We start from the raw sequence: 25,553 nt of genomic DNA on the forward strand, positions 1-25,553 counted from the left end.
GATGACCAACACCACCGCAGCCGAGATCCCGGCCGCCGGCGTGGGCGTGCCCGAGACGGCGACGCTCCGCTCCGTGACGGGCGCAGAGCCGCCCGCGCACAAGACCTTCTGGGGCCAGCTGGCGTCGTCGTTCGCGATGTTCCGCAACCCGAAGTCGCTCGCGGGCCTGATCATCATCGGCGTCTTCGTGCTGGTCGCGATCTTCGGCGACCTGATCGCGCCTTTCGGGCCGCTCGAGAAGGACTACCAGGCGCTGCGCCAGGGTCCCTCGCTGACGCACCTGCTCGGCACCACCCACATGGGCGAGGACATCTTCAGCCAGATCGTCTTCGGCACCCGGGGTGTGCTCATCGTCGGCTTCCTGGCCGGCATCATGGGCACCTTCATCGCCGTCGTCGTCGGCGTGATCGCCGGCTACACGCGCGGCTGGCGGAGCGAGTCGCTGTCGGCCCTCACCAACGTGTTCCTGGTGATCCCGGGTCTGCCGCTGATCATCATCGTGGCCTCGCAGTTCGAGGATCCGCCCCTGTGGGTCATCGCGCTGACGCTGGCGATCACCGGATGGGCGTGGGGCGCGCGCGTGCTGCGCGCGCAGACCATGTCGCTGCGCAACCGCGACTTCGTGCAGGCCGCCCGGGCGAACGGCGAGTCGCTGCCGCGCCTCATCTTCGTCGAGATGCTGCCGAACCTCCTCGCGATCATCGCGTCGAGCTTCGTCGGCACGGTCACGGCCGCCGTGCTCGGCCTCACCACCCTCGCGTTCATCGGCGTCATCCCGATCTCGAACCTGAACTGGGGCACCATCCTGTTCTGGGCGCAGTCGAACGGCGCGTTCCCCAGCTACTGGTGGTGGTACGTGCCCGCGGGCCTGTGCATCGCGATCCTGGGTGTCGCCCTGTCGCTGGTGAACTTCGGCATCGACGAGTACGTCAACCCGCGCCTGCGCTCGGCGGGCGAGCGCGCCCGCGCCATGAAGAAGCGCGGCCTGAGCGTCACAGACGCCGTGACGGTCGTGCGCAGCGCCCCGTCCGGCGCGCAGGCGCCCGCCGAGAAGGCAGAGGAGAAGAAGTGACGGTCGCGGAGGACACCGCTCTGTATCTGGATCCGGCGGCCCCCGTCCAGGATCGCGTCGCGGACCTGCTCGGTCGGATGACCGTGGAGGAGAAGGTGGGGCAGATGCTCCAGCTCGACGCCCGCGACGACCTCGACGACCACGTCCTGCGCCGTCAGGTCGGATCCATCCTGCACACCTCGCCGGAGCGGCTCGCCCGCGCGCACGCGCTGACCGCCCAGACCCGCCTGCGGATCCCGCTCGTGGTGGGCGAGGACTGCATCCACGGGCACTCGTTCTGCGAGGGCGCGACGATCTTCCCGACGCAGCTGGGCATGGCCGCCACGTGGGATGCCGCGCTCGTCGAGCAGGTGGCGCGCGCCACCGCAGTGGAGGTGGCGGCGACCGGCGTGCACTGGACGTTCTCGCCCGTGCTCTGCATCGCGCGCGATCTGCGCTGGGGCCGGGTCGATGAGACGTTCGGCGAGGATCCGCACGTGATCGGCGAGCTCGCCTCCGCGATGGTGCGCGGCTACCAGGGCGACGGACTGACGGATCAGACCGCGATCCTCGCGACCGCGAAGCACTTCGCGGGCTACTCGGAGACCCAGGGCGGACGCGACGCGAGCGAGGCCGACATCTCGCACCGCAAGCTGCGCTCGTGGTTCCTGCCGCCGTTCGAGCGGGTGGCGCGAGAGGGCTGCCGCACGTTCATGCTGGGCTACCAGACCACCGACGGCATCCCGATCACCCTCAATGACTGGCTGCTCAACGATGTGCTGCGGGGGGAGTGGGGCTACACCGGCACCCTCATCACCGACTGGGACAACGTCGGGCGCATGGTGTGGGAGCAGAAGGTGCAGCCCGACATCGCGCACGCGGCCGCCGCCGCCGTGCGCGCAGGCAACGACATGGTCATGCAGACGCCGACGTTCTTCGAGGGCGCGCTCGAGGCCATCGCCGCCGGGCTGCTGAGGGAGGAGGAGCTGGATGACGCGGTCGCGCGCATCCTGACGCTCAAGTTCGAGCTGGGGCTGTTCGAGCAGCCCCGCCACCCCGACGCCGCGCGGATGGCGGACGTGCTCGGATCCGACGCGCACACCGCGCTCAACCTCGAGGTCGCCCGACGCTCGCTCGTGCTGCTGCAGAACGACGGCGTGCTGCCGCTCGCCCCCTCGGTCGCGAAGGTGGCCGTCGTCGGTCCGCTGGCGGATGACGCCCAGACCCAGCTCGGCGACTGGGCCGGCAACTCCGGCCAGGCCGGATGGCTGCCCGACGGTCAGCCGCGCGACATGATCACCACGGTGCTCGACGGCCTGCGCGCGCAGCCCGATCTCGACGTGGCCCACGCGCGGGGCGCGGACATCCTGACCCTCGTGCCGGATCCGCACGGCGCGTTCTTCCCGGACGGCCAGCCCCGACCGCTCGTGGCCGTGCCGTGCGAGCCCGACGCCGCGATGATCGCCGAGGCCGTCGCGGCGGCCGAGGCGGCCGACGTGGTCGTGGCCGTGGTCGGCGACCGCATCGAGCTGGTCGGCGAGGCGCGCTCCACGGCCACGCTCGAGCTCATCGGCGGTCAGAAGGCGATGCTCGACGCGCTCGCCGCGACCGGTACGCCGCTGGTGGTGGTGCTGCTGGCGTCGAAGCCGCTGGTGCTGCCGCCGTCGGCGCTGGGCGCCTCGGCCATCCTGTGGGTCGCGAACCCGGGCATGCAGGGCGGCCGCGCGATCGCCGAGCTGCTGCGCGGGCAGGTCGAGCCCACGGGCCGCCTGCCCATCTCGTTCGCGCGTCACGTGGGCCAGCAGCCGACCTATTACAACCAGATCCGCGGCCAGCACGGCGACCGCTACGCCGACCTCACGCAGGCGCCCGCCTGGGCTTTTGGCGAGGGGCTGTCGTACACGACCGTCGAGTACGTCGACGCACGCATCGAGACCCCCGTGGTGACCGCGCGCGATGTGATCCGCGCATCCGTGGCGATCCGCAACACCGGATCACGCCCCGCGCTCGAGACCGTGCAGGTCTACGTCAGCGACAGCGTCACCTCGGTGAGCTGGGCCGACAAGGAGCTCAAGCACTGGGTGCAGGTGTCCCTCGCCCCGGGCGAGGAGCGCGTCGTCGACCTCGAGCTGCCGGCCTCGGCGTGCACGATCGTGGACGCGCGCGGTGATCGCATCGTGGAGCCGGGGCAGTTCGAGCTGCGGATCGGCCCGTCGTCACGCGAGCAGGACCTGCTGCGCGTAACGTTCGAGATCACCGGCTGAGACTTCTCGCCTGGCCGCTGCTCGATTCACTCCTTTGTGGCGGCGAGGCGAGAACACAGAACCGCGCTCGGGTGCTTGTGGTGAACACCCGGGCGCGGTTCGCTTTGCGCTCGGGCTCGCCTGCGCGGAGGTTCGGGGCGTCTCGACTCGGTCGTTCCTCCCTCGCTCGACGAGCGGGGGTATTTTTTTCGTTCGTCGAGCGAGCGCAGCGAGTCGAGACGCCCTGAGCTTCCGCGGGGGCTTGGGCGTCTCGGCTCGGTCGTTCCTCCCTCGCTCGACGAGCGGGGGTAGGGGCCGGGGGGGGACTTCTTCCTCGTTCGTCGAGCGAGCGCAGCGAGTCGAGACGCCCTGAGCTTCCGCGGGGGCTAGCGGGGCGGGTCAGAGCCCCGCGTCGCGGACGGCGTCGAAGGCCTGGCGCAGATCTGCGATGAGGTCGTCGGCCGTCTCGAGGCCGACGGAGAGACGCAGGAGGCCGTCGTCGACGCCGAGGCGGTCGCGGTGCTCCTGCGAGAAGCCGACGTGCGTGGTGGTGGCCGGGTGCAGGATCATCGAGCGCGTGTCGCCGATGTGGGTCATGCGGCTGAAGATGCGCAGCGAGTCGTAGAAGACCTCCGCCGCATCGCGACCGCCCGCGAGCGAGATCGCGAACACCGATCCGGGCCGGCCCCTGTACACACGCTGGGCGAGCTCGTGCTGCGGATGGCCCTCGAGCCCGGCGTAGTCGACGCGGGCGACCTCGGGCTGCTCGGCCAGCCAGTGGGCGAGCCGGTGGGTGGTCTCGACGTGGCGATCCATACGCAGCGACAGCGTCTCGATGCCCTGCTGCAGCAGGAAGGAGTTCAGGGGCGACAGCGCCGGCCCCATGTCGTTGACGATCGTCGAGCGCAGGTACACCTCGAGCGCTCGCGGGCCGTGCTTCTCGAGGATCGACGTGCCGCCCGGAACGGCCGGCTCGGTGATGCCCGGGTACGAGCGCGAGCTGTTCGCCCAGTCGAAGTTGCCGCCGTCCACGATGGCGCCCGACAGTCCCGCGCCGTGGCCCGAGAGGAACTTCGTCGACGAGTGGAGGACGATGTGCGCGCCGTCCTCGAAGGGACGCGTGAGGTAGGGGGAGGCGACCGTGTTGTCGACGATCAGCGGCAGGCCGTGGCGCGCGGCGATGCGGGCGACGGCCGCGATGTCGACGATGTCGTTACGCGGATTCGGGATGGTCTCGGTGAAGAGCAGCTTCGTCTCGGGGGTGATCGCCCGCTCCCACTCGTCCTCGTCGGTCCAGTCCCACACGTAGGTGGTCTCGACGCCGAGGCGGGGGAACGTGCGGGCGAAGATCGACTGCGTGCCCCCGTAGATCGTCGCCGTGGAGACGATGTGATCGCCGGCACCCGCGAGGCCCAGGAGGGTCGTGACGATCGCGGCCTGGCCCGATCCGACCAGGATGGCGCCGGTGCCGCCCTCGAGCGAGGCGATGCGCTGCTCGGCGACGAGGTGGGTCGGGTTGAGGTTGCGCGAGTAGATCTGACCGGGGTTCTCGCCCGTGAAGCGGTCCCACCCGTTCTGCATCGACTCGAAGCGGTAGCCCGCCGTCAGATAGATCGGCGAGACGCGGGCGCTGTAGCCGTGCTCCTCGGTATCGCCCACGTGCACCTGGCGGGTCTCGAAGCCGAAGCCGTCCCACTCGGTGCGGGGAGGGCGGATCTCGTGCGCAGTCACGTGCTAAAGGTAGGGGAATCAATCCCCACCAAATCGGTAGGGAAGCCCTTGCGTGTCCTCATATGACGAGCTAGCGTGTGTGGGTGCACACCTGTCGCTGTCGTCTCTGAGCTGCGAGCGCTCCTCGAGCGCGCCTCGACCGACCACCGACAACCGCACGCGGCCCGTTCCGATCCTCTCCGGATCCGTCCGCGCGCATCGAACTCCAGGACACCATCGTGCGCTACGCCTCCTCCATCGACGCCCTCGTGGGCTCCACCCCTCTCGTCCGCCTCAACCACGTCACCGAGGGCATCGCCGCCACCGTGCTGGCGAAGGTCGAGTACTTCAACCCCGGCGGATCCTCGAAGGACCGCATCGCGGCGAACATCATCGACGCCGCCGAGCGCGAAGGGAAGCTGCGCCCCGGCGGCGTGATCGTCGAGCCGACCAGCGGCAACACGGGCGTGGGCCTTGCGCTCGTCGCCCAGCAGCGCGGATACCGCAGCGTGTTCGTGGTGCCCGACAAGGTCTCGGCCGACAAGATCGCCGTGCTGCGCGCGTACGGCGCCGAGGTCGTCGTCACCCCGACGGCCGTCGAGCCCAACGACCCGCGCTCGTACTACTCGGTGTCCGACCGGCTCGTGCGCGAGATCCCCGGCGCGTACAAGCCCGATCAGTACTCGAACCAGAACGCCCCGCGCAGCCACTTCGGCTCGACCGGGCCGGAGATCTGGCGTGACACCGATCGCCGGGTCACGCACTTCGTCGCGGGCGTCGGCACCGGCGGCACCATCACGGGCACCGGCCGGTTCCTCAAGCAGGCGAGCGACGGGCGGGTGCGCATCGTCGGGGCCGATCCGGTCGGATCCATCTACTCGGCGGATCCGTCCCAGCCCGACCAGGTACACGGATACCTCGTCGAGGGCGTCGGCGAGGACTTCTGGCCGGGCGCCTACGACCCGAGCGTGGTCGACGAGATCCATCGCGTCAGCGACGCCGAGTCGTTCGCCATGACCCGCCGCCTCGCCCGCGAGGAGGGCCTGCTCGTCGGCGGCTCCAGCGGCATGGCTGTGGTCGCCGCCCTGCGCGCGGCGCGCGACCTGCCGGAATCCGCCGTGGTGGTGGTGCTGCTGCCCGACCACGGGCGCGGCTACCTCGGCAAGGTGTTCGATGACGAGTGGATGCGCGCCCGCGGCTTCGAGGTGGAGGCCACGGACGCCCTGGTTCCCGCAGGACTTCAGGACGAGCTGTACGCAACCGAGGAGAGCAACGCATGACCGACCACAAGTTCGCCACCGCCGCCGTGCACGCCGGGCAGGAGCCGGATGGGGCAACGGGCGCGGTGATCCCGCCGGTGCACTTCTCGACGACGTACGCGCAGGACGGCATCGGCGGCCTCCGCGGCGGCTATGAGTACGGCCGCGCCGGCAACCCCACACGCACCGCGCTCGAGACCCAGCTCGCCGCGATCGAGGGCGGGGCACGCGCGCTGTCGTTCGCCTCGGGCCTGGCCGCCGAGGACGCCCTGCTGCGCGCGCTGCTGCAGCCGGGCGACGAGGTGCTGCTCGGCAACGACGTGTACGGCGGCACCTACCGTCTGCTCGCGCGTGTGCTCGGGCCGTGGGGCGTGAAGCTGCGCGTGGTCGACATCTCCGACCTCGCGGCGGTCGATGCCGCGCTCGCCGCGGGCACACCCAAGATCGTGTGGGTCGAGACGCCGTCGAACCCGCTGCTGCGCATCACCGACATCCGGGCCCTCGCCGCCAAGGCGCACGCCGCCGGATCCATCGTGGTCGTCGACAACACGTTCGCCTCGCCCGCCCTGCAGCAGCCCATCGCGCTCGGCGCCGACGTCGTTGTGCACTCGACGACGAAGTACCTCGGCGGGCACTCGGATGTCGTCGGCGGGGCGCTCGTGTTCGCCGACGCGGCGCTGGCGGAGCAGCCGCAGTTCCTGCAGTTCGCCGCCGGCGGGGTGTCGGGCCCCCTCGATGCGTGGCTCACGACCCGCGGCATCAAGACGCTCGCCGTGCGCATGGAGCGCCACTCGCAGAACGGCCAGGCCGTCGCCGACTTCCTCGCCGGCCACGGTCGCGTCGCCCGCGTGTACTACCCGGGCCTCGCGTCGCATCCGGGTCACGAGATCGCCGCCTCGCAGATGTCGGCCTTCGGTGGCATCGTCTCGCTGGCGCTCGGAGATGCCGCCGCGGCGCGCCGCTTCGCCGAGTCGACGCGCCTGTTCACGCTCGCCGAGTCGCTCGGGGGCGTCGAGTCGCTCGTCAACTACCCCGACGCCATGACGCACGCGTCGGTGCGCGGCACCGAGCTCGCCGTGCCCGAGGACGTCGTGCGCCTCTCGGTCGGCATCGAGCACATCGACGACCTCCTCGCCGACCTCGATCAGACCCTCGCGGGCCTCTGACCCCCGTCGTTCGTCGAGCGAGCGCAGCGAGTCGAGACGCCCTGGGCCTTCGCCCGTCGTTCGTCGAGCGAGCGCAGCGAGTCGAGACGCCCTGAGCCTTCGCCCCTCGTTCGTCGAGCGAGCGCAGCGAGTCGAGACGCCCCGGGCCTTCGCGGGGGTTTGGGCGTCTCGACTCGGTCGTTCCTCCCTCGCTCGACGAGCGGTGGGTGGGGCGAGCGGGGGTGGGCGAGGCGCCCCTGAGCCTTCGCCGGGGGTTTGGGCGTCTCGACTCGGTCGTTCCTCCCTCGCTCGACGAGCGGGGTGGGTGAGGCTAGGCGCCCCGGGCCTCCGTCGGGGTTTGGGCGTCTCGACTCGGTCTTTCCTCGCTCGCTCGACGGGCGCGGGGTGGGGGCGGGATCGGGGCGGGCGCACAGACTGCCCCGCCTAGACTGGTGGCATGCCCACCGTCCCGTCTTCGCCCGCGCGCGTGACGCCGCGTCACGTGCAGCTCGGGCGTGCCGTGTTCGCGGCCGTGGCGGCCCTGATGATCACGTTCTCGCCGGATCACTCGGCCGAGGTGGGGCTGGCTGCGTTCGGCGGCTTCGGCATCGCGACCGGCCTTGTGCTGATCCTCGCCGCGTGGCTCGTGGGGGAGAAGGGCGCCCGCGGGTCGTGGATCCTGCTCGCTGCGCCGTACGTCGTCATCGGCATGGTGGCGAGCCTGCCGCAGCTGCGCTCGAACACCCTCTTCTTCGTGCTGGTGATGGTGTTCGCCGTCGTCGCCGGCCTCATCGAGCTGCTGCAGGGCATCCGCCTGCGCGACCGCCTCGGCGCACTCTCCCGCGACGCGATCTTCATCGGCGCGCTCACGATCATCCTGGGCCTGGCGCTGCTGCTGGTGCCCGCGGGATACGCGCTCGACTATGCGATCGAGGACAAGTCCGGCGAGGTGATGGCTTTCACGCTCACCGGCATCACCATCGGCGTCGGCATCTTCGGCGGATACGCGGCGATCGTCGCCGTGTATCTCGGGATCGCCGGCTTCACCCCGGAGCAGAAGAACGTCGCCGTCGGCGACGAGGATGACGCGGTCGCCGCCGCGCAGGAGGACCGCTCGTGACCGACAAGCCCACCCGCCGCGATCTCATGCGCCCCGCTCAGCTGCTGGCCGTCGCCTTCGGCGCCGCGCTGTTCGGCGGCCTGATCACCGCCATGTCGATGGGTGCCTTCCAGGCGATCCCGCTCGAGGACGTGCTGCACGCCTGGTCGGTGGGCGGCATCGTCGCCGGCGCCTCGTTCATCGCGGTGCTGCTGATCGTCTCGATGCTGCTGCTCGTCGTCGATCCGAACACGCAGGGCGGCACGGTCGATGAGCCCCTGCTCGTGAAGAAGGACGCCGAGCGCGCGGCGAAGAAGTCCTCCGGCCACTGAGCCCCATCCGGCGTCGCGCCGGATCCAGGGCCCGGATCAGTCGCAGGGCTGAGACAGCTCTGTCGGCGCCGTGATCTCGACCGCCTGGCCCCAGCCCGAGAACGCGAACCGCCCGTCGCCCGACACATCGCCGGCGAGGAAGTCGGACGGCAGCGGCGCACCCGTCGCCGCGACGGTGAGCGTGCCGATCGGGGCCTCGCTGCCGCCGATGACGACCTTCGTGGTCGGGGCATCCGCCTGCGGCTCCATCACCGCGACCTCCTCGGAGCCCGACAGCAGGGTCTCGACGAGAAGCGCCGGATCCAGCAGCGGCTCCCAGCCCGACAGCACGGCATCGGCGGAGGTCGTGCAGACGTAGCCCTTCGCGAAGGCGGGCACGCCGGTGCGCTCCGCGTATGCGGCATTGCCACGCGCGTACACCCGGCCCTCGGCCATCACGAGGTCGAGGTGCACGTCGCCGGCGGTGAGGGCCGCGGCGAACGCCCCGCGCTCGCCCCGGTAGTCGACCGCGAGGGTGCGTCCCTGGTGCGGGTCGATGTTGGCGTCCTCCGGGGTGATCATCTCGGTGAACGCTCCGGTGTACTGCACCGGCCCGGCCTTGCGGATCGCCGTGACGATCTCGTCGATCACGCCGTCACCCGTCTGCAGCCAGAGGCCGTTTCCGGTCGAATCCGGGCCCCATCGATCCGGATCCGCGAGGGGCGTGTTCGGCGGATCCTGCTCGGGCCCGGCATCCGGCGCGCACGAGGCGAGCGTCAGGGCGAGGGCGAGGGCGCCCGCCGCGGCGGCGAGACGGCGCGCGCCGCCCGGCGACGTAGTCATGGCCGCGACGCGTCGGCGATGCACGTGCTCTGCGCCCCCTGCGCCGCGAGCTCGCCGACCCCCAGGGTGATCTCGGCGTCCTTGCCCGCCTCGCGCACGATGAAGCACGTCTCGGGATCCCAGAGCCCGGCGGACATCGGCAGCCACGCGTCGGTGCCGCCGCGCACCCACGTGGAGAGGTCGTCGATCGCGCCGTCGCCGCTGATGGCGTACAGGCTGTACACGGCCTTCGGGCCGTCCCAGTCCACGTGCGCGACGTCGTCGGCGACCGTGACCGTCAGGCCCGTGACGACCACCTCGGCGGCGGTGAGCGCCGACACGATCATCCAGACCGCCATGCCCGCGATGGAGAGGAAGGTGAGGATCCCCGACACGATGAAGGCCGGATGCGTCCACCATCCGCGTGCCTTCTGCTGCCGCGCGCTGAGGGTGGGCAGGGGAGACCCGCCGCGGCCCAGCGGCGGCTTCGGCGAGGGCGAGCGCAGGCGTGTCAGCCCCGGGTCGGTGCCGAGCACGGTGCCCGAGCGCGGTGCCGCGGCGGGCGCGGGCGGGGTGGCGAACCCGGATGCCGGCGGGGCGCTCTGGGCGACGGCGACGCCGCCCGACGTGCTGCGGCGCGCGCGACGCGAGTCCGACATCCGATCCCCCTGAGTCCCGGCGCGGCCGTCGCCGGCGCCTCCAGACGATTCTGCACGGATCCCGGCGCGGGTGCATTCCCGACCACGGGCAGGCCTCCACCCGGGGGCGTGTCGGCGCTCCGCCTAGCATGGACTCGGTCGGTCCCGGGGGTACGGGCTGCGAGGGAGGCTGGCAATGGGGGCACGGGCGATCGCCGCGCGCTGGCTGAGCGCCGTCGCCGTCGCGGTGCTGTGCATGGCGGGGTTCGCCGCGGCTCAGTCCGCGCGCGCCTACACCGGCCCCAACGCGATCGCCGTGCCCTACGCGGAGGAGAAGGTCGTCAAGCCGGCCGACGGCTACGCGTTCGACGACTGCGCCGCCATCCGCTCGGCCGGAGGCGAGCTCGTCACGGCCTGCGACCCCCACGAGGGCTTCACGGTGAAGTCGCCCGGATACGACCCCGAGTACGGCGAGGTGATCGTGCCGGTGAAGACGAGCAACGGCCGCACCGCGACGACGATCGACTACGTGCTCTTCCTGGAGCCTCCGGAGGTGCCCGAGCTTCCCGAGACCCGCTACCCGTACCCCGCGCCCGCGGGCGGCACCCTGATGATCCCGATCAGCGACCTCGGGGTGACCTGCACGGCCTGCACGGCCGGCAGCGGGCTGGAGGTGACCTCGTTCGCCCCGCAGGGCGCGGCCACCGTGCTGCCCACCGAGACCCACCTGGTCGTTCGCCCGCACGACGACTTCGAGGGGCCCCTCGAGATCACCCTCCGGTACGGCGACATGTGGGACGGATGGTCTCCGCCCACGGTGCTCACGGTGTCCGTGTCGAAGCTCGACGCCGATGCGCCGATCGCCCAGCACGTGATGCGGCCGATGCCCGAGAAGACCGGCGAGTTCGACCTGAACGAGCTGGTGCACCTTCCCGCCGGGGCCGAGGGCGCCCAGATCCTGTGCGGTGCGGCCCTCCACGGCACCGTCGTCTGCGACGGCGAGGGACACGCGACCTACACGCCCACGGCGCCCGCCGCCGTCGACGAGTTCGCGTTCCGGGTCTCCCAGCACGGCGACCTCGTGACCGGATCCGTCGTGCTCGTCGCGGACGGGGCCGAGACCGGGCTGCCCGTGGAAGGCCAGGCCGTCTCCGAGCCGCGCACCGATCCGACGCCCGCGCCGCAGCCCCCGGAGCCCGATCCCGAGGAGACGCAGAACGCGTCGGGCCGGCGGGGGAAGAAGGCCGACACGAAAGAGCAGCAGATGGTGCTCCTTCGTGTGCCGTCGCCCGTGGTGCCGAAGACGCCCCCCGCCGACGGCGGCGGGCTGGCCGGCATCTTCACCCCGCTGATCGAGACCATGAACCGGGCGGGCGCGCGATGACCGCCGCGACCGGATCCGCACACGAGGCACACGAGAAGGAGCGCTCATGAGCATGCGCCTGACGCTGCGGGATTCGCCCGCCGAGCCCGGCGGGAGGTCGTGGCTGCTCAAGGTCGACGAGGCCACCACGGTCGGCGAGGTCGCCGAGTCGCTCGGCGTGAGCCCGGGCCTGCTCACCCGCGAGGCCGATCCCACGATCCCGCTCGCCTCGGCCGGCCTGCTGTCGGGCGCGATCGTGCCGCCGCTCGCGGCCGACGAGCCCGCGCCCGGCACGGTGCGCCTCGAGGTGATCGGCGGACCCTTCGCGGGCGCCGCGATCCCGCTCGAGCGCGGGCAGACGATCACCCTGGGCACGGGGGAGTCCGACGACGTTCGCATCGCCGACCCGTCGCTGGCCCCCGCCCACTTGACGATCCAGACGGCGTTCGGCGGCCCGGGCGACCCCCTGCTGGCCACCGTCACTCCGGCACCCGGCGCCGTCGTGCGCGTCAACGGCACGGACATCACGGCCGCGGAGCGCATCGTGCCCGCCGACCTCGTGCAGCTCGGCAGCCTGCTCGTGCGCATCGGCATGGCGCCGGCGTCCGATGCCGACCTCACCGACGCCGTCGGCGCGCGCGGGTACAACCGCCCCTCGCGCATCCAGCCGCAGCGCACACCTCCGACGCTCCTCCTGCCGGGCGACAAGCCCGACGAGCAGGAGGGGTCGCCGCTGCCGTGGCTGTCGGCGGTGATCCCGGTCATCCTGGGTGTGACGATGGCGATGATCTTCCAGCGGCCCGTGATGCTGATCATGGCCGCGGCCAGCCCCATCATGGTCGTCGGCTCGTTCCTCACGCAGAACAGGATGGCCAGGAAGAAGGGCCTGAAGACCGAGCAGCAGTGGATCGACGAGATCCACAAGGCCAAGGGCCGCATCGCCGAGATGGTCAAGCGCCAGCGCCTGGAGGCCTGGTACCGCCTGCCGGATCCGGTGGTCATCCGCGACATCGCCCTGCGTCCCCTGTCGCGCCTCTGGGAGCGGCGGATGCGCGACGTCGACGCCGCGCAGCTGCGCGTCGGCGTGACGGAGCTCGCGCTCGACGTGCGCTTCGAGGGCGGCGGCAAGGACCGCGGCGAGGAGCGGGTGGGCGTCTCGCCCGCGCCCGTGGCGGTCGATCTGCGCGAGGGCGTGGCCGGCATCGCCGGGCCGGCGGACGCGGTGCGGGCGGCGGCGCGATCCATGGTCACGTCGTTCGCCACCCTGCGGTCGCCGCGCGACGCCGAGGTGATCATCCTGTGCGACGAGGCCCAGGACGCCGACTGGGGCTGGACCCAGTGGCTGCCCCACACCACGATCGCCGACGGCGTCTCGGCCATGGTCGGCAACGACGACGACACCCGCCGCGAGCGCCTGCGCGAGATCGTCGTCGCGCTCGATCTGCGGATGCGCATGGCGGGCCAGCGCGGGTACGAGGCGCCCACCGAGGTGCTGATCGTGGTCGACGGCGCCCGTCGCTTCCGCATGCTGCCGGGCATGGTGCCGCTGCTCGAGTACGGCCCCGCGCACGGCATGCACGTGCTCGCGCTCGACAGCGACCGCTCGCGTCTGCCGGAGGAGGCGAAGTCGGTCGTGGTGGTCGACTCGTCGGATCCGTCGATGGCCACGCTGCAGACGCCCTCCGAGTACTACTCGACGGTGCTGCTCGACGGCATGTCGGTGGCCGCGTGCGAGCGCATCGCTCGCAGCCTGTGCTCGATCCAGCACGTCTCCGGCGTCGGCGACGAGGCGATGCTGCCCCAGAGCGTGCGCATGGTCGATCTGCTCGGCATCGACCTCGAGGACGCGTCGCCGCTCGTGCGGCGCTGGTCGGCCCAGCCGCGCAACACCTACGTCGTCGTCGGGGCGAACGCCGACGGCGAGTTCGCGCTCGACATCTCCCGCGACGGCCCCCACGCGCTCGTCGCGGGAACGACCGGATCCGGCAAGTCGGAGTTCCTGCAGGCCCTCGTCATCGGACTCGCGATGGCGAACCGGCCGGATGCGCTCAACTTCGTGCTCGTCGACTACAAGGGCGGATCGGCGTTCGCCGACTGCGAGCGCCTTCCGCACACGGTCGGCATGGTGACGAACCTCGACGCCCGCGAGACCGAGCGCGCGCTGGCCTCGCTCGATGCCGAGCTGAAGCGCCGCGAGCAGGTGCTGCGCGACATGGGCGCGAAGGACCTCGACTCGGCGTGGGCACGCGACCCCGAGACGGCCGCCCGCCGTGGCCTTGCCCGCCTGATGCTCGTGATCGACGAGTTCGCCGAGCTGCGCACCGAGCTGCCCGACTTCATCGACGGGCTTGTGCGCATCGCACGCGTGGGCCGCTCGCTGGGCGTGAACCTCGTGCTCGCGACGCAGCGCCCCTCGGGCGTGGTGACGCCCGAGATGCAGTCGAACATCAGCCTGCGCGTCGCCCTGCGTGTGGTCGACCGCACCGACTCGAGCGACATCATCGGATCCGGCGAGGCCGCCTTCATCGCGCCGTCCACCCCGGGTCGCGGCTTCGCCCGGCTCAGCCCCGCCGCCGCTCCCGTGCCCTTCCAGACGGCCCGGGTGGCGGGCATCCGGCCGGGCGTGCAGCGCACCGTCAAGGTGCTGCCGCCGAAGGCGCCGCTCGAATGGGAGTCGCTCGGCTTCCCGCCGCGCTTCCCGCAGGCCGCGAAGGCGGCGGAGAACCACGACCACGACGACACCGATCTGCGGGCGCTGGTGAACCTCGTGACGGCGGCCACCGAGCAGCTCGGCATCCCGAAGAACCCGAGCCCGTGGCTCATGCCGCTGCCGGCGACCCTGCCGCTGGATCGCTTCGAGGGAGAGGATCTCGGCGAGACCGAGATCGTGCTCGGCCTCGAGGACGTGCCCGCGGATCAGGCCCAGCGCACCCTCACGTGGGATCTCGCCTCCGGCTCGCACCTGCTGTTCTTCGGCGGCGCCCTGTCGGGCCGCACCACGGCCCTGCGCACGGTGCTGGCCCAGGTGGTGCAGCGCTTCAGCCCGGGGGATGTGCACCTGTACGCGGCCGACTTCGGCAACGGCGCGCTGCTTCCCCTGGCCGATGCTCCGCACTGCGGCGCCGTCGTGACGCCGCTGGACGCCGAGCGCCTGCCGAGGCTGATGGGCCGCCTGCTCGAGGACCTCTCCCACCGGCAGGGTGTGCTCTCGGACGCGGGGGTCGGCAACATCGCCGAGCAGCGGCGCCTGGCCCCGGCGGGCAAGGCGCTGCCGTACGCCGTGGTTGCGGTCGACGGCTGGGAGCGTCTGCTGTCGGTGCTCAACCCCGACGCGGCGATCGCGTTCCGCGACCAGTTCCTGCGGCTGCTGCGCGAGGGCCCGGCGGTCGGCGTGCGCGTGGTGCTCGCGGGCGACCGCGGCATCTCGGGCGACAAGATCGCCACCTTCATCGACACGCAGTACATCCTGCCGATGCGGGATCCTGGCGACTATCGCGCGGCCGGCATCTACTCGCGCGACCTGCCCACCAACCTCCCCCCGGGACGTGTGCTGTTCGGCGCGGACGGCGACGAGGCGCAGCTCGCGGTGATCGGCCGCGAGACGAGCGGCGAGGCGCAGACCACCGCGCTGCGCCGGGTGGTCGAGTCGGTGCGCGATGCGTGGGATCTCGGCATCGAGAACACGATGGCGCGCGGCGAGACGCCGGCCGGTCCCGTTCCCTTCCGGGTGGACGCCATGCCGAAGTACGTCGCGCTCAGCGCCGCGCTCGAGCTGCCCGTCGCCGACAGCAGCGCCTCTCGTGGGCTCGTCGTCGGCGTCGGCGGCGACAGCCTCGCGCGGTACACGCTGGAGTGGCCCGAGGACGGCGGCTTCACCGTGCTGGGCGGGCGGCGCTCCGGTCGCTCCTCGGCCATGGAGCTGGTGCTCGCGCAGCTGCTCGAGCGCGGCGAGCCCCTGCTCATCGCCGCTCCCCGCGCATCCGGCTTCAGCGCGCGGGCGCGCGCGGCGGGACTGCCCTTCATCGAGAACGGCACCCTCACGCCGATGGAGCTCGACGAGCTCATCGCGCCGTATGGCGACAAGGTCGTCACCGTGATGGTCGACGATGTCGAGCAGTTCAAGAACGCCCCGGTCGAACACGCCCTCACCGGCATCAAGCACCGTGCGCGGTTCATCGTCGCGGCCGAGATCGAGTCGGTCTCGACCCTGTTCGGCGGCCCCTACGTCGAGGCCAAGCGGTCGCGGCGCGCGCTGGTGCTGCAGCCGCAGGCCTCCATGCACGGCACCCAGGCGGCGGGCACCCCGGTGCCGAAGTTCATGCTCGGCAACGTGCCCGCCGGCGGCGGCGTGCTCATGACGCCGGCCGGATGGGTGCAGGTGCGCGTGCCGGATGTGAACCAGTGACACCGCGCGCGACCGAGACCGAGAAGGAGGACTGAGGATGGCATCCGCCCGCTGCGCCTACTGCGCCGACACCGTCGAGCCGAACTCGATGTACTGCCTCACCTGCGGTCAGCTGATCCTGCCCGGAACCGAGAAGGCCGATGACCTGCTCTCAGGCTGGCAGCAGGCGCCGCGGCCCCCGCGCGCGGCCCCACCCGCTCCCGCCACCGCGGTGGCGGCGCCCGCGCCGTCCGGGTGGCCGGCCCGCGTGCAGCTGCTCTTCTCGACCGGCCAGAGCGCCGTGCTCGCCGGCACCGCGGTGATCGGCCGCAAGCCCGGCCAGACGGCGATGGGGCTGGGAGCCCAGGCGATCGAGGTCGACGACGTCGGCCGATCGATCTCGCGCGTGCACCTGTACCTCGAGCTGGCCGACGGCGCCCTGCGCGCCGGGGACGCCGGATCCAGCAACGGCTCGGCCATTGAGCGCGGCGACCGCCGCATCCCGCTGGCGGCCTCGGGCGAGCGCCTCGAGGTGCTGCGCGGCGACGTGCTCTGGGCCGGCGACGTGCGCATCGAGGTGCTGCCCTCGTGAGCTCGCCGTTCTCCGCCCTCGACCTGACCCCCCTGAACGGGGCGCTCGACGAGTCGGGCATGCAGCGCGCCTCGCTGGCCGCGCGTGCGCCGTTCGCGCAGCGCCTGCGCGAGCTGCCGAAGGCGGCGCTCATCACGGCGCTGCTGTATCTGCCGATCGCCTTCTTCGGCCTGGCCTTCGCGCTGCACAGCGAGCAGCCCGTGATGCTGTGGGTGCTGCTGGGCTACCTCGCCATCGTCGCGCTGCTGCTGATCTTCGGCGTGCCGCGCTTCCGCGCCGACGATCCCGGGGTGCAGGCGCGCTTCGCCGCCGCGAACGGCCTGCGGTACGCGCCGGGACGCAGCGGGGCGACCCTCCCCGGATCTCTCTTCCGCGGCGGCACCCCGATGCGGGCATACGACGTGTTCACCGCGACGAGCCCGCGCCACATCGAGATCGGCAACACGGTCGCCACCGAAGAGACGCGGTGGGTGAACCGCGACCAGGAGTTCGGCTATCTCGCCGTGCGCCTCGCGAACCGCCTGCCGCACATCGTGCTCGAGCCGCGGCGAGGGGGCATCAAGCCGGGTTTCGTGCCGGGCCTTGCGGCGGAGCAGCACCTGCGGCTCGAGGGCGACTGGGACAGCTGGTTCAGCCTGTATTGTCCGGCGGGCTACGAGCGCGACGCGCTGTACCTGTTCACCCCGGACGTGATGGCCCGCTTCATCGACGGCGCCGAAGGGCAGTACGTCGAGATCATCGACGACTGGCTCTTCGTCTACACGGCCCAGCCGCTGGCCACGCTGGATCCGGATCGGTGGCGCTTCGCCGCGGGGATCGCCGACGCGGTCACCGCGAAGCTCGCGCAGTGGGAGCGGTGGCGCGATCCCGCTGCCCCCGTTCCGCAGGCCGCTCCCGGCGCACCCGTCGCCGCGGCCGCGACGCCCGCGCTGAAGAAGCGCCGGATCGATCGCGACGCCCTCGGATGCGGTCTGATGCTCGCGGTTCCCGTGGCGATCGTGCTCGTGCTCGCGGTCGTCTTCGACTGGTGATCGCCCGACTGCCCTTTCTGCACACCGGGGAGCTCTGCCCGGGGGTGATCTGCCCGGGGGAGTGATGCCCAGCGACGCGAGCGCGCTGACCCGTTAGCGTGGTGCGTGATCGGGGGGTCCGTGCAGCACGGGGCGCTTGATTCAACGCTTTCACCGGCATCGCGGGGCACAGGGCTCCGTCCAACACGGAGGTACGGAAATGGCAGAACTGAAGGTCACATCGGAGTCGCTCGCCAGCGTCGCCGGTCAGCTCTCGAGCGGTTCGCAGTCGATCGAGTCGCAGCTGTCCAACCTGAAGTCGCTCGTCGAGGGGCTCGTCTCGGGCGACTGGGTCACCACGTCGGCGTCGGTCGCGTTCAACGACCTGTACTCGCAGTGGGACCAGGCGGGTCTCCAGCTCAAGGAGTCGCTGCAGGGCATCAGCGATCTGCTCAACCAGGCGGCCCTGTCCTACGAGGACAGCGAGACCGCGATCGCCGCGACGTTCAACGGCTGACGTCCCTGGGGTGCCGTCGGCCGACCGTCAGGGTCTGCCGCCGGCGCCCCGGTGAGATCAGTCGTCGTTCTCGCTCTTTCATCGAACGCGCCTAGCAGGGGGTCGTCATGGTGCACTTCTTCGTACGTACCGAGTCGCTGGTCGAGGTGGCCGGCCAGCTCGGCTCCGCGATCGCGGTGTTCGACGGGAACATGTCCGCCGTCGAGTCGCAGGTCAGCGGCGCGCACTCGTCCTGGCGCGGCGACGACGAGGAATCCTTCTACGAGAACTGGCGCACCTTCACCGGGCTCGCCGCGTCGGTGCGCTTCGCGCTCACGGCGCTGCAGATGGGGCTGATGGCGGCCGCGTCGGGCTACGACAGCACCGAGCTCGGCATCCGCAAGGGCATGAACGCGGCACGCCCCAACGTGCTGGCGATCCGCAAGTACGCCAAGGCCTACAGCAAGGTCGTGCGGTACGGCGAGGCCCGTGCCGAGGACATGGCGGAGTTCTTCGGCCGCGACTACGCCGGCGACCGCGAGCAGGAGCGCTTCGGCGGCGGCGCGGTGCGCGGTGCCGGCGGACGCTACTCGGGCGGCGGCAACAAGGACACCGACGGCGACGGCGACAACGACGGCATCAGCTCGGGTCCGTTCCTCTCCCAGGCCAGCGTCGACGAGCTGAACGGCGTCGAGGGCGCCGACGGCGGCGAGAAGGGCCCGCTCACGCAGAAGGAGCCGGAGGTCCTGATGGCCGATGCCGACAACGGGGACAGCAACGACGGGGATCGCCACCGAGGGCGGCGCGGTGAGGCCGAGTTCGTGGCCATGGACGTGAAGGGCGGGGCTCGCTGATGGTCGAGCAGAAGGCAGACACCCAGCAGCTCAACTCGCTGGTGCAGACCCTGGGGGCGCTCACCGAGTACTGCGGCGCCCTGCAGTCGGGTGCGACGAGCTTCGCCTACTCGCTGCCGGGCGATTGGTCCGGCCCCGCCTTCACGCGCTTCCAGCACCAGTTCCAGAGCTGGGCTGCCGGCGCGACCATCATGACGGGCTTCGCCGAGGGGCTGCAGAAGCAGGCGGATGCGGCGTACAAGGGCTACGACTCGGCGATCGACGCCGAGACCACGCGCTGGGGCAAGGGCAGCGGCACGACCGTGAAGCTCGACGCGGCCCGCTTCGAGTCGGAGGCGGAGGTCTTCCGCGAGCAGGGCGACAAGATCTACGACGCGCTGAGCCAGCTGTTCTCCGACCTCCACGGCACCGAGGCCATGGCGGGCGACTCCGACCTCGGCGAGGCCTTCGCGAACGGCCCCGAGGGCTACATGAACTCGGCGCGCGCAATCGTCGAGGGCGCGCAGGACACCGGCGAGAGCTTCTACGACATCCACGGCAACCTGGTCAACACCGCGCGGGCCTACGGTGCGGCGCAGACGGCCGGAACCGACAGCCCGAAGCAGCCCGACACCTACGCCGTCGGCCACCGCTCCGTCGGCGGCAGCATCCCCGAGGCGTACGGCGACGGCGGCACGGCCTTCTGGGACCTCGGCGAGTTCGACAACTGGATCCAGGACGGCCTCGACGCCGCGGGCGTGCACCTCCCGTCGGGAGACGTCGACAAGCTCCGCAAGGCGGCGAGCGCCTGGCGCAGCTTCGCCAACGCGCTCTCCGGGGCCTACAGCTTCTCGGCGCACAGCGGCATCCCGCAGGCCGCGGGCATCGACGAGATCACGAGCGACGCGGACAAGGCCGTGGCCTCGCTCATCGAGAACGCCAACGCGCTCGCCGACTTCGTGAGCGGCACGGCCGACGGGCTGCAGCAGACCAAGGACGCGATCGCCGACATCATCACGCAGATGATCATCGAGATCGGCATCGAGATCGGCGTCGGCGTGGTCGTCTCGATCTTCACCGCGGGCCTGGCCGCCGGGCCCGCCGCCGCGGGGATCATGGCCCGCATCGGCGTCTTCGTGCTGCGCATCCTCAGCAAGGTCAAGACGCTCGCGCGCATCATCGACAACCTGAAGGACGTCGCGAAGGTGCTGTCCGGCATGCGAAAGACCCGGATGGCGCTGAACGCGCTCAAGGACGGCACCATCGCCGTGATGGCGAGCAGCGGCTCCAAGCTCGTGATGAACAACACGGGCCTGCACTCCGACAGCTACAAGCAGCAGGACGTGTTCGGCCTGGACGAGCTCGGGGCGTTCGTCGGCGGGTTCGCGGGCACGGGCATCACCGATCTCGCCAAGGGCGCGAACCCCAACACCGTCCGCAAGATCGCGGCCGCGGGAGCGGGCGGCGCGGGCGGCGGCGCGCTGGGCGAGTACGCGAAGGCGGCTGTGCCCGGCGGCAAGAGCGTCAACGGCGTGCACAGCGATGCACTGGCTGCCGGGCTCATCGGCGGTGTGACGAACGTGGCCTTCGCCGGCCTCGGCGCCGGCATCAAGTCGGGCATGAACACGGTGCGGCCCACCCCGCTCAACCCGATCAACACCCCCACGCCGTCGGGTGCACCCGGATCCGGGCCGACGCCGGCGTCGCCGGGCGGCACCACGAACATCCCCGACTCTCCCTCCGCGAACGCGGGCGGATCGGGCACCCAGACACCGGGCGGCTCGGGTGGTCCCGGCCGCACCGACTACGACGGTCCCACCTCGACCGGCGCGGGCGACCCCGGCACGGGCGCGGGCGGAGACGGCACCGCACCCACGGCGCCGCCCGACCACGTGGACGTCGACAGCCACCAGCCCGCCGAGTTCGAGAACCCCGACGTGAGCGCCCCGGGCGACGCGGAGACGCCCGACCTGCCCGGCTCGCTCGGCGACGGCTCCGATCCTGTCGACCCCGTGTCGCCCGGCGACTCGATCGAGACGCCGGAGGCTCCCCTCGGCATGACGCAGACCGAGAGCGGTCTGTACGTGCCGGAGGGCGGAATCGTCGACGGCTCCTCTCCGCTGCCGGAGGGATTCGGCACCTCGGACGGCGGGCTCGCGGTGCCGGAGGGTGGGCTCACCCAGGGCATCCCCAACCTGCCGGACGGCCTCGGCCGCACCGACGGCGGCCTGATCGTCCCCGACCACGCGCTCGACGGCGCGGGCGGAACGATCGGCGACGGCCTCCCGTCGGGTGCTCCGGGCGCCCCCGGATCCGACGCGCCCGCGGTGCCGCTCACCGACATCGACGTTCCCGACGCCCACGCCATCAATCAGGTCGGAGGGCAGCTGGACGACGGCATCGGCGCGCCCCACACGGGCGACGGAGCGGGGGACGGCCAGACGGGCGACCCGGACGGGCACCCGGCCGGCCCCGAGGCGGCGGCGCCGCAGCGTCCCCCGCTGCCGCACGAGACCGACGCGCAGTTCGGCGACGGCTGGCACCGGGTGGAGTCGCCCGCCGAGGCCAACCCGATCGACCCGAACTACGGCAACGATCGAGGCCTGGACAGCGGGCACCTCGCCGACGAGTACGCCCACCCCGGCGCGATCGACCCGAAGATCCAGCACCTGGTCGACACCGATCCGGCAGACCCGAGCCAGCACGTCGAGCCCTACGGTCACGACCAGCACGTCTCGGATGCCCCGCTGACGCGCGAGCAGTACGAGGCGCGCTACACCAACGAGGACGGCCGCTCGGTCTATCCCGGCAACGCGGGTGGCGAGCCGGGCTCCTTCATCCACTACACGGATGTGGACGCGTTCACGCGGGACTACGGGTCGCAGATCGACCGCTTCGGCGGGGGCGGCGGCGACTACTTCGGCCTGCCGACCGACTCGTTCGAGAGCCGTTCGCTGCCGCCGAGCAACCTCAACGACCCGTACACCGTTCTCGACGTGCAGGCGCTGCCGCAGGGCTGGTCGATCGAGGTCTCGAAGATCGCCCCCGCGTTCGGTCGCGACGGCGGCGGCACGCAGTTCCGGATCCTGGACCAGCAGGGACGGCCCGTGCCGATGGATCACCTCACCTCGAAGGGCCGTGACGCCGACATCGACGAGGCGCTGAAGATCATCAAGTCGGTGATCAAGCGGGGCATCAAGGCCGAGCGCAAGATCGAGGAAGAGGCAGAGGCGCTGCCGTGAGCGACGACATCGACGAGCGCGCGCGAGAGCGTCAGGAGGCGATCGCCCTCGGTCCCTCGCTGGCGGAGCGATACGGCCTGACGCTGTGGCCCGCTCGCGGCGGCACGCTGCTCGACATCGGCAACCAGGAGTACGGCTGGCAACTCGCGGAGGACGCCCAGGGCTACGTCGCCTACCGCGTCAGCCGCGGCAATCGGTCGGTGATCCTGCGCGACTCCCGGCTGGCGCCCGTGCTGAAGGCCTTCCGTCGGGCGCTCACGCGCTGACGCGCTAGTCGCGCGGCGCGCAGGGCGCGCAGGGCGCTGGCGCGCTGACGCGCGCGCGTGGAGTCAGCGCTCGATGTCGACGCGCTCCAGGCGGCCGCTGATCACCAGATCGCGCACGCCGACGTAGTCCTCGGCGATCGTGAATCGCAGGCCGCCGCCGGGCTGGCCGAACCACGGCTTCGCCGTCTCTGCGCGCACCAGGATGTCCTTGCGCGTGATGAACGCGTGGTACTCGGTGCCGGCGGGCAGCGCACCGTACGGGGGCAGCGAGCGCGCCCCGAGCGTGGTGCCGTACGGCGCGAGGATCGTGCCGTCGAGCGCGCCGACGCGGTCGACGGCCACCCCCGCGGGCAGCTCGATGAGCAGCGAGTTCTCCTGCGTGCGCGCGATCAGATCCTGCACGTGCCCCGCGTTCTTCTCGTTCACCGACTCGATGTACGCGGCCGAGACGGTGGTCGCGGGCGGCAGCGGACGGTCGAGATACGCGAGAAGCAGCGCCTCGGCGCCTGCCTCATCCTCCGCCGTGGCGAGGGGGTAGGCGCGCCCGTAGTCGAGGGTCTCCAGCACCCAGCGCCCGAGCGACTCGTCCTTGCGGAGCGTGAGCGCGCCCTCCACGAGCGGGCCCTGATATCCGGGCAGGGCGACGGCCGTGGGAGCCACGGAACGCTGGGCGAGGGACTGCCGGAGCGACTCGAACATAACCCGATCCTATTGACGAGCCATCGGCGCTGCGCATCTCGGCATGGGGAGCACGACCCGCTCGCTTGCAGGGCCCGGCTGGATAGCATCCATCCATGACCGACCTTCGCGAACGCTGCGCCGATCTCGCCCGTCCCGTGCTCGAACTCACCGCGGCGACCGTGGCGGCGGGGTATTCGTCCGGGCCGATCGATCGAGCGCTGGGCGCGGTGAGCGACATCCGCAAGATCCTCGCCGCCGGCACCGACGGGATCGACAACGAGGCCTATCTCGCCTGGCACGCCACCGCGTCGACGCTGCTCGCCGAGGTGACCGAGCATCTCGAGCGCGGAGACGCTCACGCCGCCCGTGAGAAGCTCGGCGACCCCGCCCTGGGTCTGTCGAAGCTCACGATCGGCTGCGCCGGCATGCCCGGCTGGTGACGCGGATCCGGATCGGTCAGCTCACCGCGGCGGGCTGACGGTCTTCGGCGAAGCGCTCCAGTGCGCCGGAGACGAGGAGGTCGCGGATCGCGACCTCGGGCGCGGAGAGCGTGAGCTGCACGCCGCCGCCCTTCTGGCCGAACCACGGCGCGACGATGCGCGGTGTGACGAGCACGATGTCGCGCGTGATGAACGCGTGGCGGGCAGAGCCCTTCGCCGCCTCGGCGACGGGAGGGAGCGCCCGCTCCTCGTCGGGGGTCGCCAGGGGATAGAACCGCACGCCGTCGATCGCTCCGAACCGGTCGACCACAAAGCCCTCGGGCAGGCCGATGAGCGGGGCCCCCGCCGCGGCTCGCTCCGCCAGCTCGGCGACCATCGCCTCCTGTGCGGCGACCGCGCGCGCGATGTCGGCGGTGGGGAACAGCGAGATCGGCGGGATGGGGCGGTCGATGTAGGCCAGCAGCGCCTTCGCCGCGCTCGCTTCGTCGGGTGCCGTGGAGATCGGGAAGGTCTCGCCGTAGTCGACGACCTCGAGTGACCACTCACCGTTCTCGAGCGGGCGCAGACGCAGGGCCCCGTCCATCGGCTTGGCGGTGTCGCCCGGAAGGCGCACGGCTCCGGTCGGGATGGATCGGAGGTTCAGTTCCTGGCGCAGCGTCTGAAGCACATCGCGAGCCTATCGAGGCGCCGTCGCGGGCGGTGATGGGGAGGACGACCCGGCGGGCGCGGCATGACCGGCCGGCCTGGATAGGCTCGGTGGGAAGCGGAGAGGGGAGCTCGAGTGAGCGGCTGGTCGATCATCAACGCGCGCGAGGCCGCGCCCGAGCCGACGCCCATCAGCGCCGAGCGTGCGGAGCTGCTCGGGATCGAGCCCGCCCCGATCGGCCGGCGCGTCATCGCATCGCTCATCGACGCGCTCCCCCTCGTGATCTTCTCCGTGCCCGTGCCGATCGTGCTGCCCTCCCTGGTCGCGGGCGAGGTCTGGGCGCTGATCGTCACCCTCCTCTGCGTTGTGCTCGTGCTGGTGTTCGGCCTCATCCAGCTCATCGCGCATGGCCTGCGCGGCCAGACGCTCGGCAAGCAGATGATGCGGCTGCGCAGCGTGCGCCACGACACCCTGAAGCCGATCGGCTTCGGGCGGGCCCTACTGCGCGCGCTGCTGCTCGGCGCGTCGGCGCTGGTGCCCGTCGTCGGATCGGCGGTCATGCTCGCCTCCCCGCTCTGGGACACGCAGCAGCGCGGCCGCGGCTGGCACGATCACGCGACGCGGACGTGGATGGTGGATCTGCGGGCGGTGGATCCGACGGATCCGGTCGCGTTCGAAGAGGCCCGTGCGCGTGCACGCGTGCGCAGCGTCGGCCTGGCCCGTGCGGCCGCGGCGGCAGCGGCGGAGCCGCTCTTCACCGCGCCCGTCGCGACTCCCGCGCCGGCGCCTGCGCCGGCCGCGCCTCCCGCCCCGGCGCCGGCGCCTGCGCCGGTGGTCGAGCAGGTGGCGCCCGCACCGCCGGCACCCGCCGCCGCGCAGCCCGCTCCGGCACCCGCCGCGCAGCCCGCCCCGCCCGCACCCGCCCCGGCGCCGGCGGCGCAGCTGCGCTTCGACGACGGCGCCGTGGTCGCCGTGCATGGCCCCGCCCTCGTGGGTCGCGCGCCCGTCGCCGCCGACGATGAGGTCGTGATGCACCTGCTGCCGATCGCCGATGCGACCCGCTCCATCTCGAAGACGCACTTCGCCCTCGCCATCGACGCGCACGGCCTGATCCTGGTCGACAGGGGATCGACCAACGGCACGGGCATCGAGCGCAGCGGCCAGCTGCTGCCCCTGGCCCCGGGCGCCCCCGCCCGGGTGGCCGCGGGTGACCGCATCCGGTTCGGGGATCGCTTCGTCGACGTGCTCGCCTGACACGCGCGAAGGCGGCCGGAATGTCGCGCGCCTCTCGCGGTAGGGTTCTCTCTGGTGGCCGGATCCTG

21 protein-coding genes are annotated in these 25,553 nt (G+C 71.9%); 16 read left to right on the forward strand and 5 right to left on the reverse strand.

Going from position 1 to position 25,553, the window contains the following annotated elements:
- Position 1 precedes the first annotated feature (1 nt).
- Both J5V96_RS04295 and J5V96_RS04300 read left to right on the forward strand, forming a co-directional pair.
- Positions 2-1,072 carry an ABC transporter permease gene (locus J5V96_RS04295; RefSeq protein WP_208500762.1) on the forward strand — a complete coding sequence of 357 codons (1,071 nt, stop codon included), beginning with the start codon at positions 2-4 and terminating at the stop codon, positions 1,070-1,072.
- Positions 1,069-3,315, forward strand: coding sequence for an exo-beta-d-1,3/1,6-glucosidase (locus J5V96_RS04300; RefSeq protein WP_307793518.1), 2,247 nt, complete (start codon positions 1,069-1,071; stop codon positions 3,313-3,315). Before J5V96_RS04295 ends, J5V96_RS04300 begins: the two co-directional genes overlap by 4 nt.
- A gap of 378 nt (positions 3,316-3,693) precedes the next feature.
- Here the strand turns inward: J5V96_RS04300 and J5V96_RS04305 are convergent, their stop codons facing one another.
- Entirely contained in the window at positions 3,694-5,025 is a 1,332-nt protein-coding gene (locus tag J5V96_RS04305; protein ID WP_307793519.1) for an O-acetylhomoserine aminocarboxypropyltransferase/cysteine synthase family protein, read from the reverse strand.
- Positions 5,026-5,243: 218 nt separating this feature from the next.
- Here J5V96_RS04305 and J5V96_RS04310 point away from each other — a divergent pair, with 218 nt between their 5' ends.
- The 4 genes from J5V96_RS04310 to J5V96_RS04325 all read left to right on the forward strand — a co-directional run bounded on the left by J5V96_RS04310 (position 5,244) and on the right by J5V96_RS04325 (position 8,839).
- Entirely contained in the window at positions 5,244-6,284 is a 1,041-nt protein-coding gene (locus J5V96_RS04310; RefSeq protein ID WP_208500769.1) for a pyridoxal-phosphate dependent enzyme, read from the forward strand.
- Positions 6,281-7,429 (forward strand): cystathionine gamma-synthase, encoded by a 1,149-nt coding sequence (locus J5V96_RS04315; RefSeq protein ID WP_208500775.1) that lies wholly within the window; start codon positions 6,281-6,283, stop codon positions 7,427-7,429. The genes J5V96_RS04310 and J5V96_RS04315 overlap by 4 nt, the downstream gene beginning before the upstream one ends.
- Before the next feature lie 436 nt (positions 7,430-7,865).
- Positions 7,866-8,528: an acyl-CoA synthetase gene (locus tag J5V96_RS04320; protein ID WP_208500777.1), complete on the forward strand. Its 663-nt coding sequence runs from the start codon at positions 7,866-7,868 to the stop codon at positions 8,526-8,528.
- Positions 8,525-8,839: an amino acid transporter gene (locus tag J5V96_RS04325; protein ID WP_307793520.1), complete on the forward strand. Its 315-nt coding sequence runs from the start codon at positions 8,525-8,527 to the stop codon at positions 8,837-8,839. Before J5V96_RS04320 ends, J5V96_RS04325 begins: the two co-directional genes overlap by 4 nt.
- A 36-nt stretch (positions 8,840-8,875) precedes the next feature.
- Here J5V96_RS04325 and J5V96_RS04330 read toward each other — a convergent pair whose 3' ends face one another.
- Entirely contained in the window at positions 8,876-9,661 is a 786-nt protein-coding gene (locus J5V96_RS04330) for a hypothetical protein (protein ID WP_208500779.1), read from the reverse strand.
- Entirely contained in the window at positions 9,658-10,299 is a 642-nt protein-coding gene (locus tag J5V96_RS04335; RefSeq protein WP_208500781.1) for a hypothetical protein, read from the reverse strand. Before J5V96_RS04335 ends, J5V96_RS04330 begins: the two co-directional genes overlap by 4 nt.
- A gap of 175 nt (positions 10,300-10,474) precedes the next feature.
- Between J5V96_RS04335 and J5V96_RS04340 the strand changes: the two genes are divergently transcribed.
- The 8 genes from J5V96_RS04340 (at position 10,475) to J5V96_RS04375 (ending at position 22,464) form a co-directional block, all read left to right on the forward strand.
- Complete coding sequence (locus tag J5V96_RS04340) at positions 10,475-11,662, forward strand: hypothetical protein (protein ID WP_208500783.1); 1,188 nt, start codon at positions 10,475-10,477, stop codon at positions 11,660-11,662.
- A 46-nt stretch (positions 11,663-11,708) separates the two neighbouring features.
- Positions 11,709-16,046, forward strand: coding sequence for a type VII secretion EssC family protein (locus J5V96_RS04345; protein WP_208500785.1), 4,338 nt, complete (start codon positions 11,709-11,711; stop codon positions 16,044-16,046).
- 37 nt (positions 16,047-16,083) lie between these two features.
- Positions 16,084-16,617, forward strand: a complete 534-nt coding sequence (locus J5V96_RS04350; protein ID WP_208500787.1) for an FHA domain-containing protein — start codon at positions 16,084-16,086, stop codon at positions 16,615-16,617.
- Complete coding sequence (locus tag J5V96_RS04355) at positions 16,614-17,648, forward strand: hypothetical protein (protein WP_208500795.1); 1,035 nt, start codon at positions 16,614-16,616, stop codon at positions 17,646-17,648. The genes J5V96_RS04350 and J5V96_RS04355 overlap by 4 nt, the downstream gene beginning before the upstream one ends.
- 199 nt (positions 17,649-17,847) lie before the next feature.
- Positions 17,848-18,144: a WXG100 family type VII secretion target gene (locus J5V96_RS04360; protein WP_208500797.1), complete on the forward strand. Its 297-nt coding sequence runs from the start codon at positions 17,848-17,850 to the stop codon at positions 18,142-18,144.
- A gap of 107 nt (positions 18,145-18,251) precedes the next feature.
- The gene (locus tag J5V96_RS04365) at positions 18,252-18,977 is read left to right on the forward strand and encodes a WXG100 family type VII secretion target (protein ID WP_208500799.1); all 726 of its coding nucleotides are present in this window, start codon (positions 18,252-18,254) and stop codon (positions 18,975-18,977) included.
- Positions 18,977-22,198 carry a glycohydrolase toxin TNT-related protein gene (locus J5V96_RS04370; RefSeq protein ID WP_208500807.1) on the forward strand — a complete coding sequence of 1,074 codons (3,222 nt, stop codon included), beginning with the start codon at positions 18,977-18,979 and terminating at the stop codon, positions 22,196-22,198. The genes J5V96_RS04365 and J5V96_RS04370 overlap by 1 nt, the downstream gene beginning before the upstream one ends.
- On the forward strand, positions 22,195-22,464 hold the full coding sequence (locus J5V96_RS04375) for a hypothetical protein (protein WP_208500809.1): 270 nt from the start codon (positions 22,195-22,197) through the stop codon (positions 22,462-22,464). The genes J5V96_RS04370 and J5V96_RS04375 overlap by 4 nt, the downstream gene beginning before the upstream one ends.
- 63 nt (positions 22,465-22,527) lie before the next feature.
- Here J5V96_RS04375 and J5V96_RS04380 read toward each other — a convergent pair whose 3' ends face one another.
- A complete protein-coding gene (locus tag J5V96_RS04380; protein ID WP_208500812.1) occupies positions 22,528-23,163 on the reverse strand; it encodes a TNT domain-containing protein in 636 nt (211 codons plus the stop codon).
- 95 nt (positions 23,164-23,258) lie between these two features.
- On the opposite strand from J5V96_RS04380, the gene J5V96_RS04385 reads away from it, so the two are divergent.
- Positions 23,259-23,585, forward strand: a complete 327-nt coding sequence (locus J5V96_RS04385) for a hypothetical protein (protein WP_208500814.1) — start codon at positions 23,259-23,261, stop codon at positions 23,583-23,585.
- 16 nt (positions 23,586-23,601) lie between these two features.
- On the opposite strand, the gene J5V96_RS17350 is transcribed toward J5V96_RS04385, so the two are convergent.
- Positions 23,602-24,252 (reverse strand): TNT domain-containing protein, encoded by a 651-nt coding sequence (locus J5V96_RS17350; protein WP_208500817.1) that lies wholly within the window; start codon positions 24,250-24,252, stop codon positions 23,602-23,604.
- A gap of 114 nt (positions 24,253-24,366) precedes the next feature.
- Between J5V96_RS17350 and J5V96_RS04395 the strand changes: the two genes are divergently transcribed.
- Complete coding sequence (locus J5V96_RS04395; RefSeq protein WP_208500819.1) at positions 24,367-25,485, forward strand: RDD family protein; 1,119 nt, start codon at positions 24,367-24,369, stop codon at positions 25,483-25,485.
- The last annotated feature ends 68 nt before the right edge of the window (positions 25,486-25,553 follow it).

The organism is Microbacterium stercoris (genome assembly GCF_017592545.1).
Classification (GTDB): domain Bacteria; phylum Actinomycetota; class Actinomycetes; order Actinomycetales; family Microbacteriaceae; genus Microbacterium; species Microbacterium stercoris.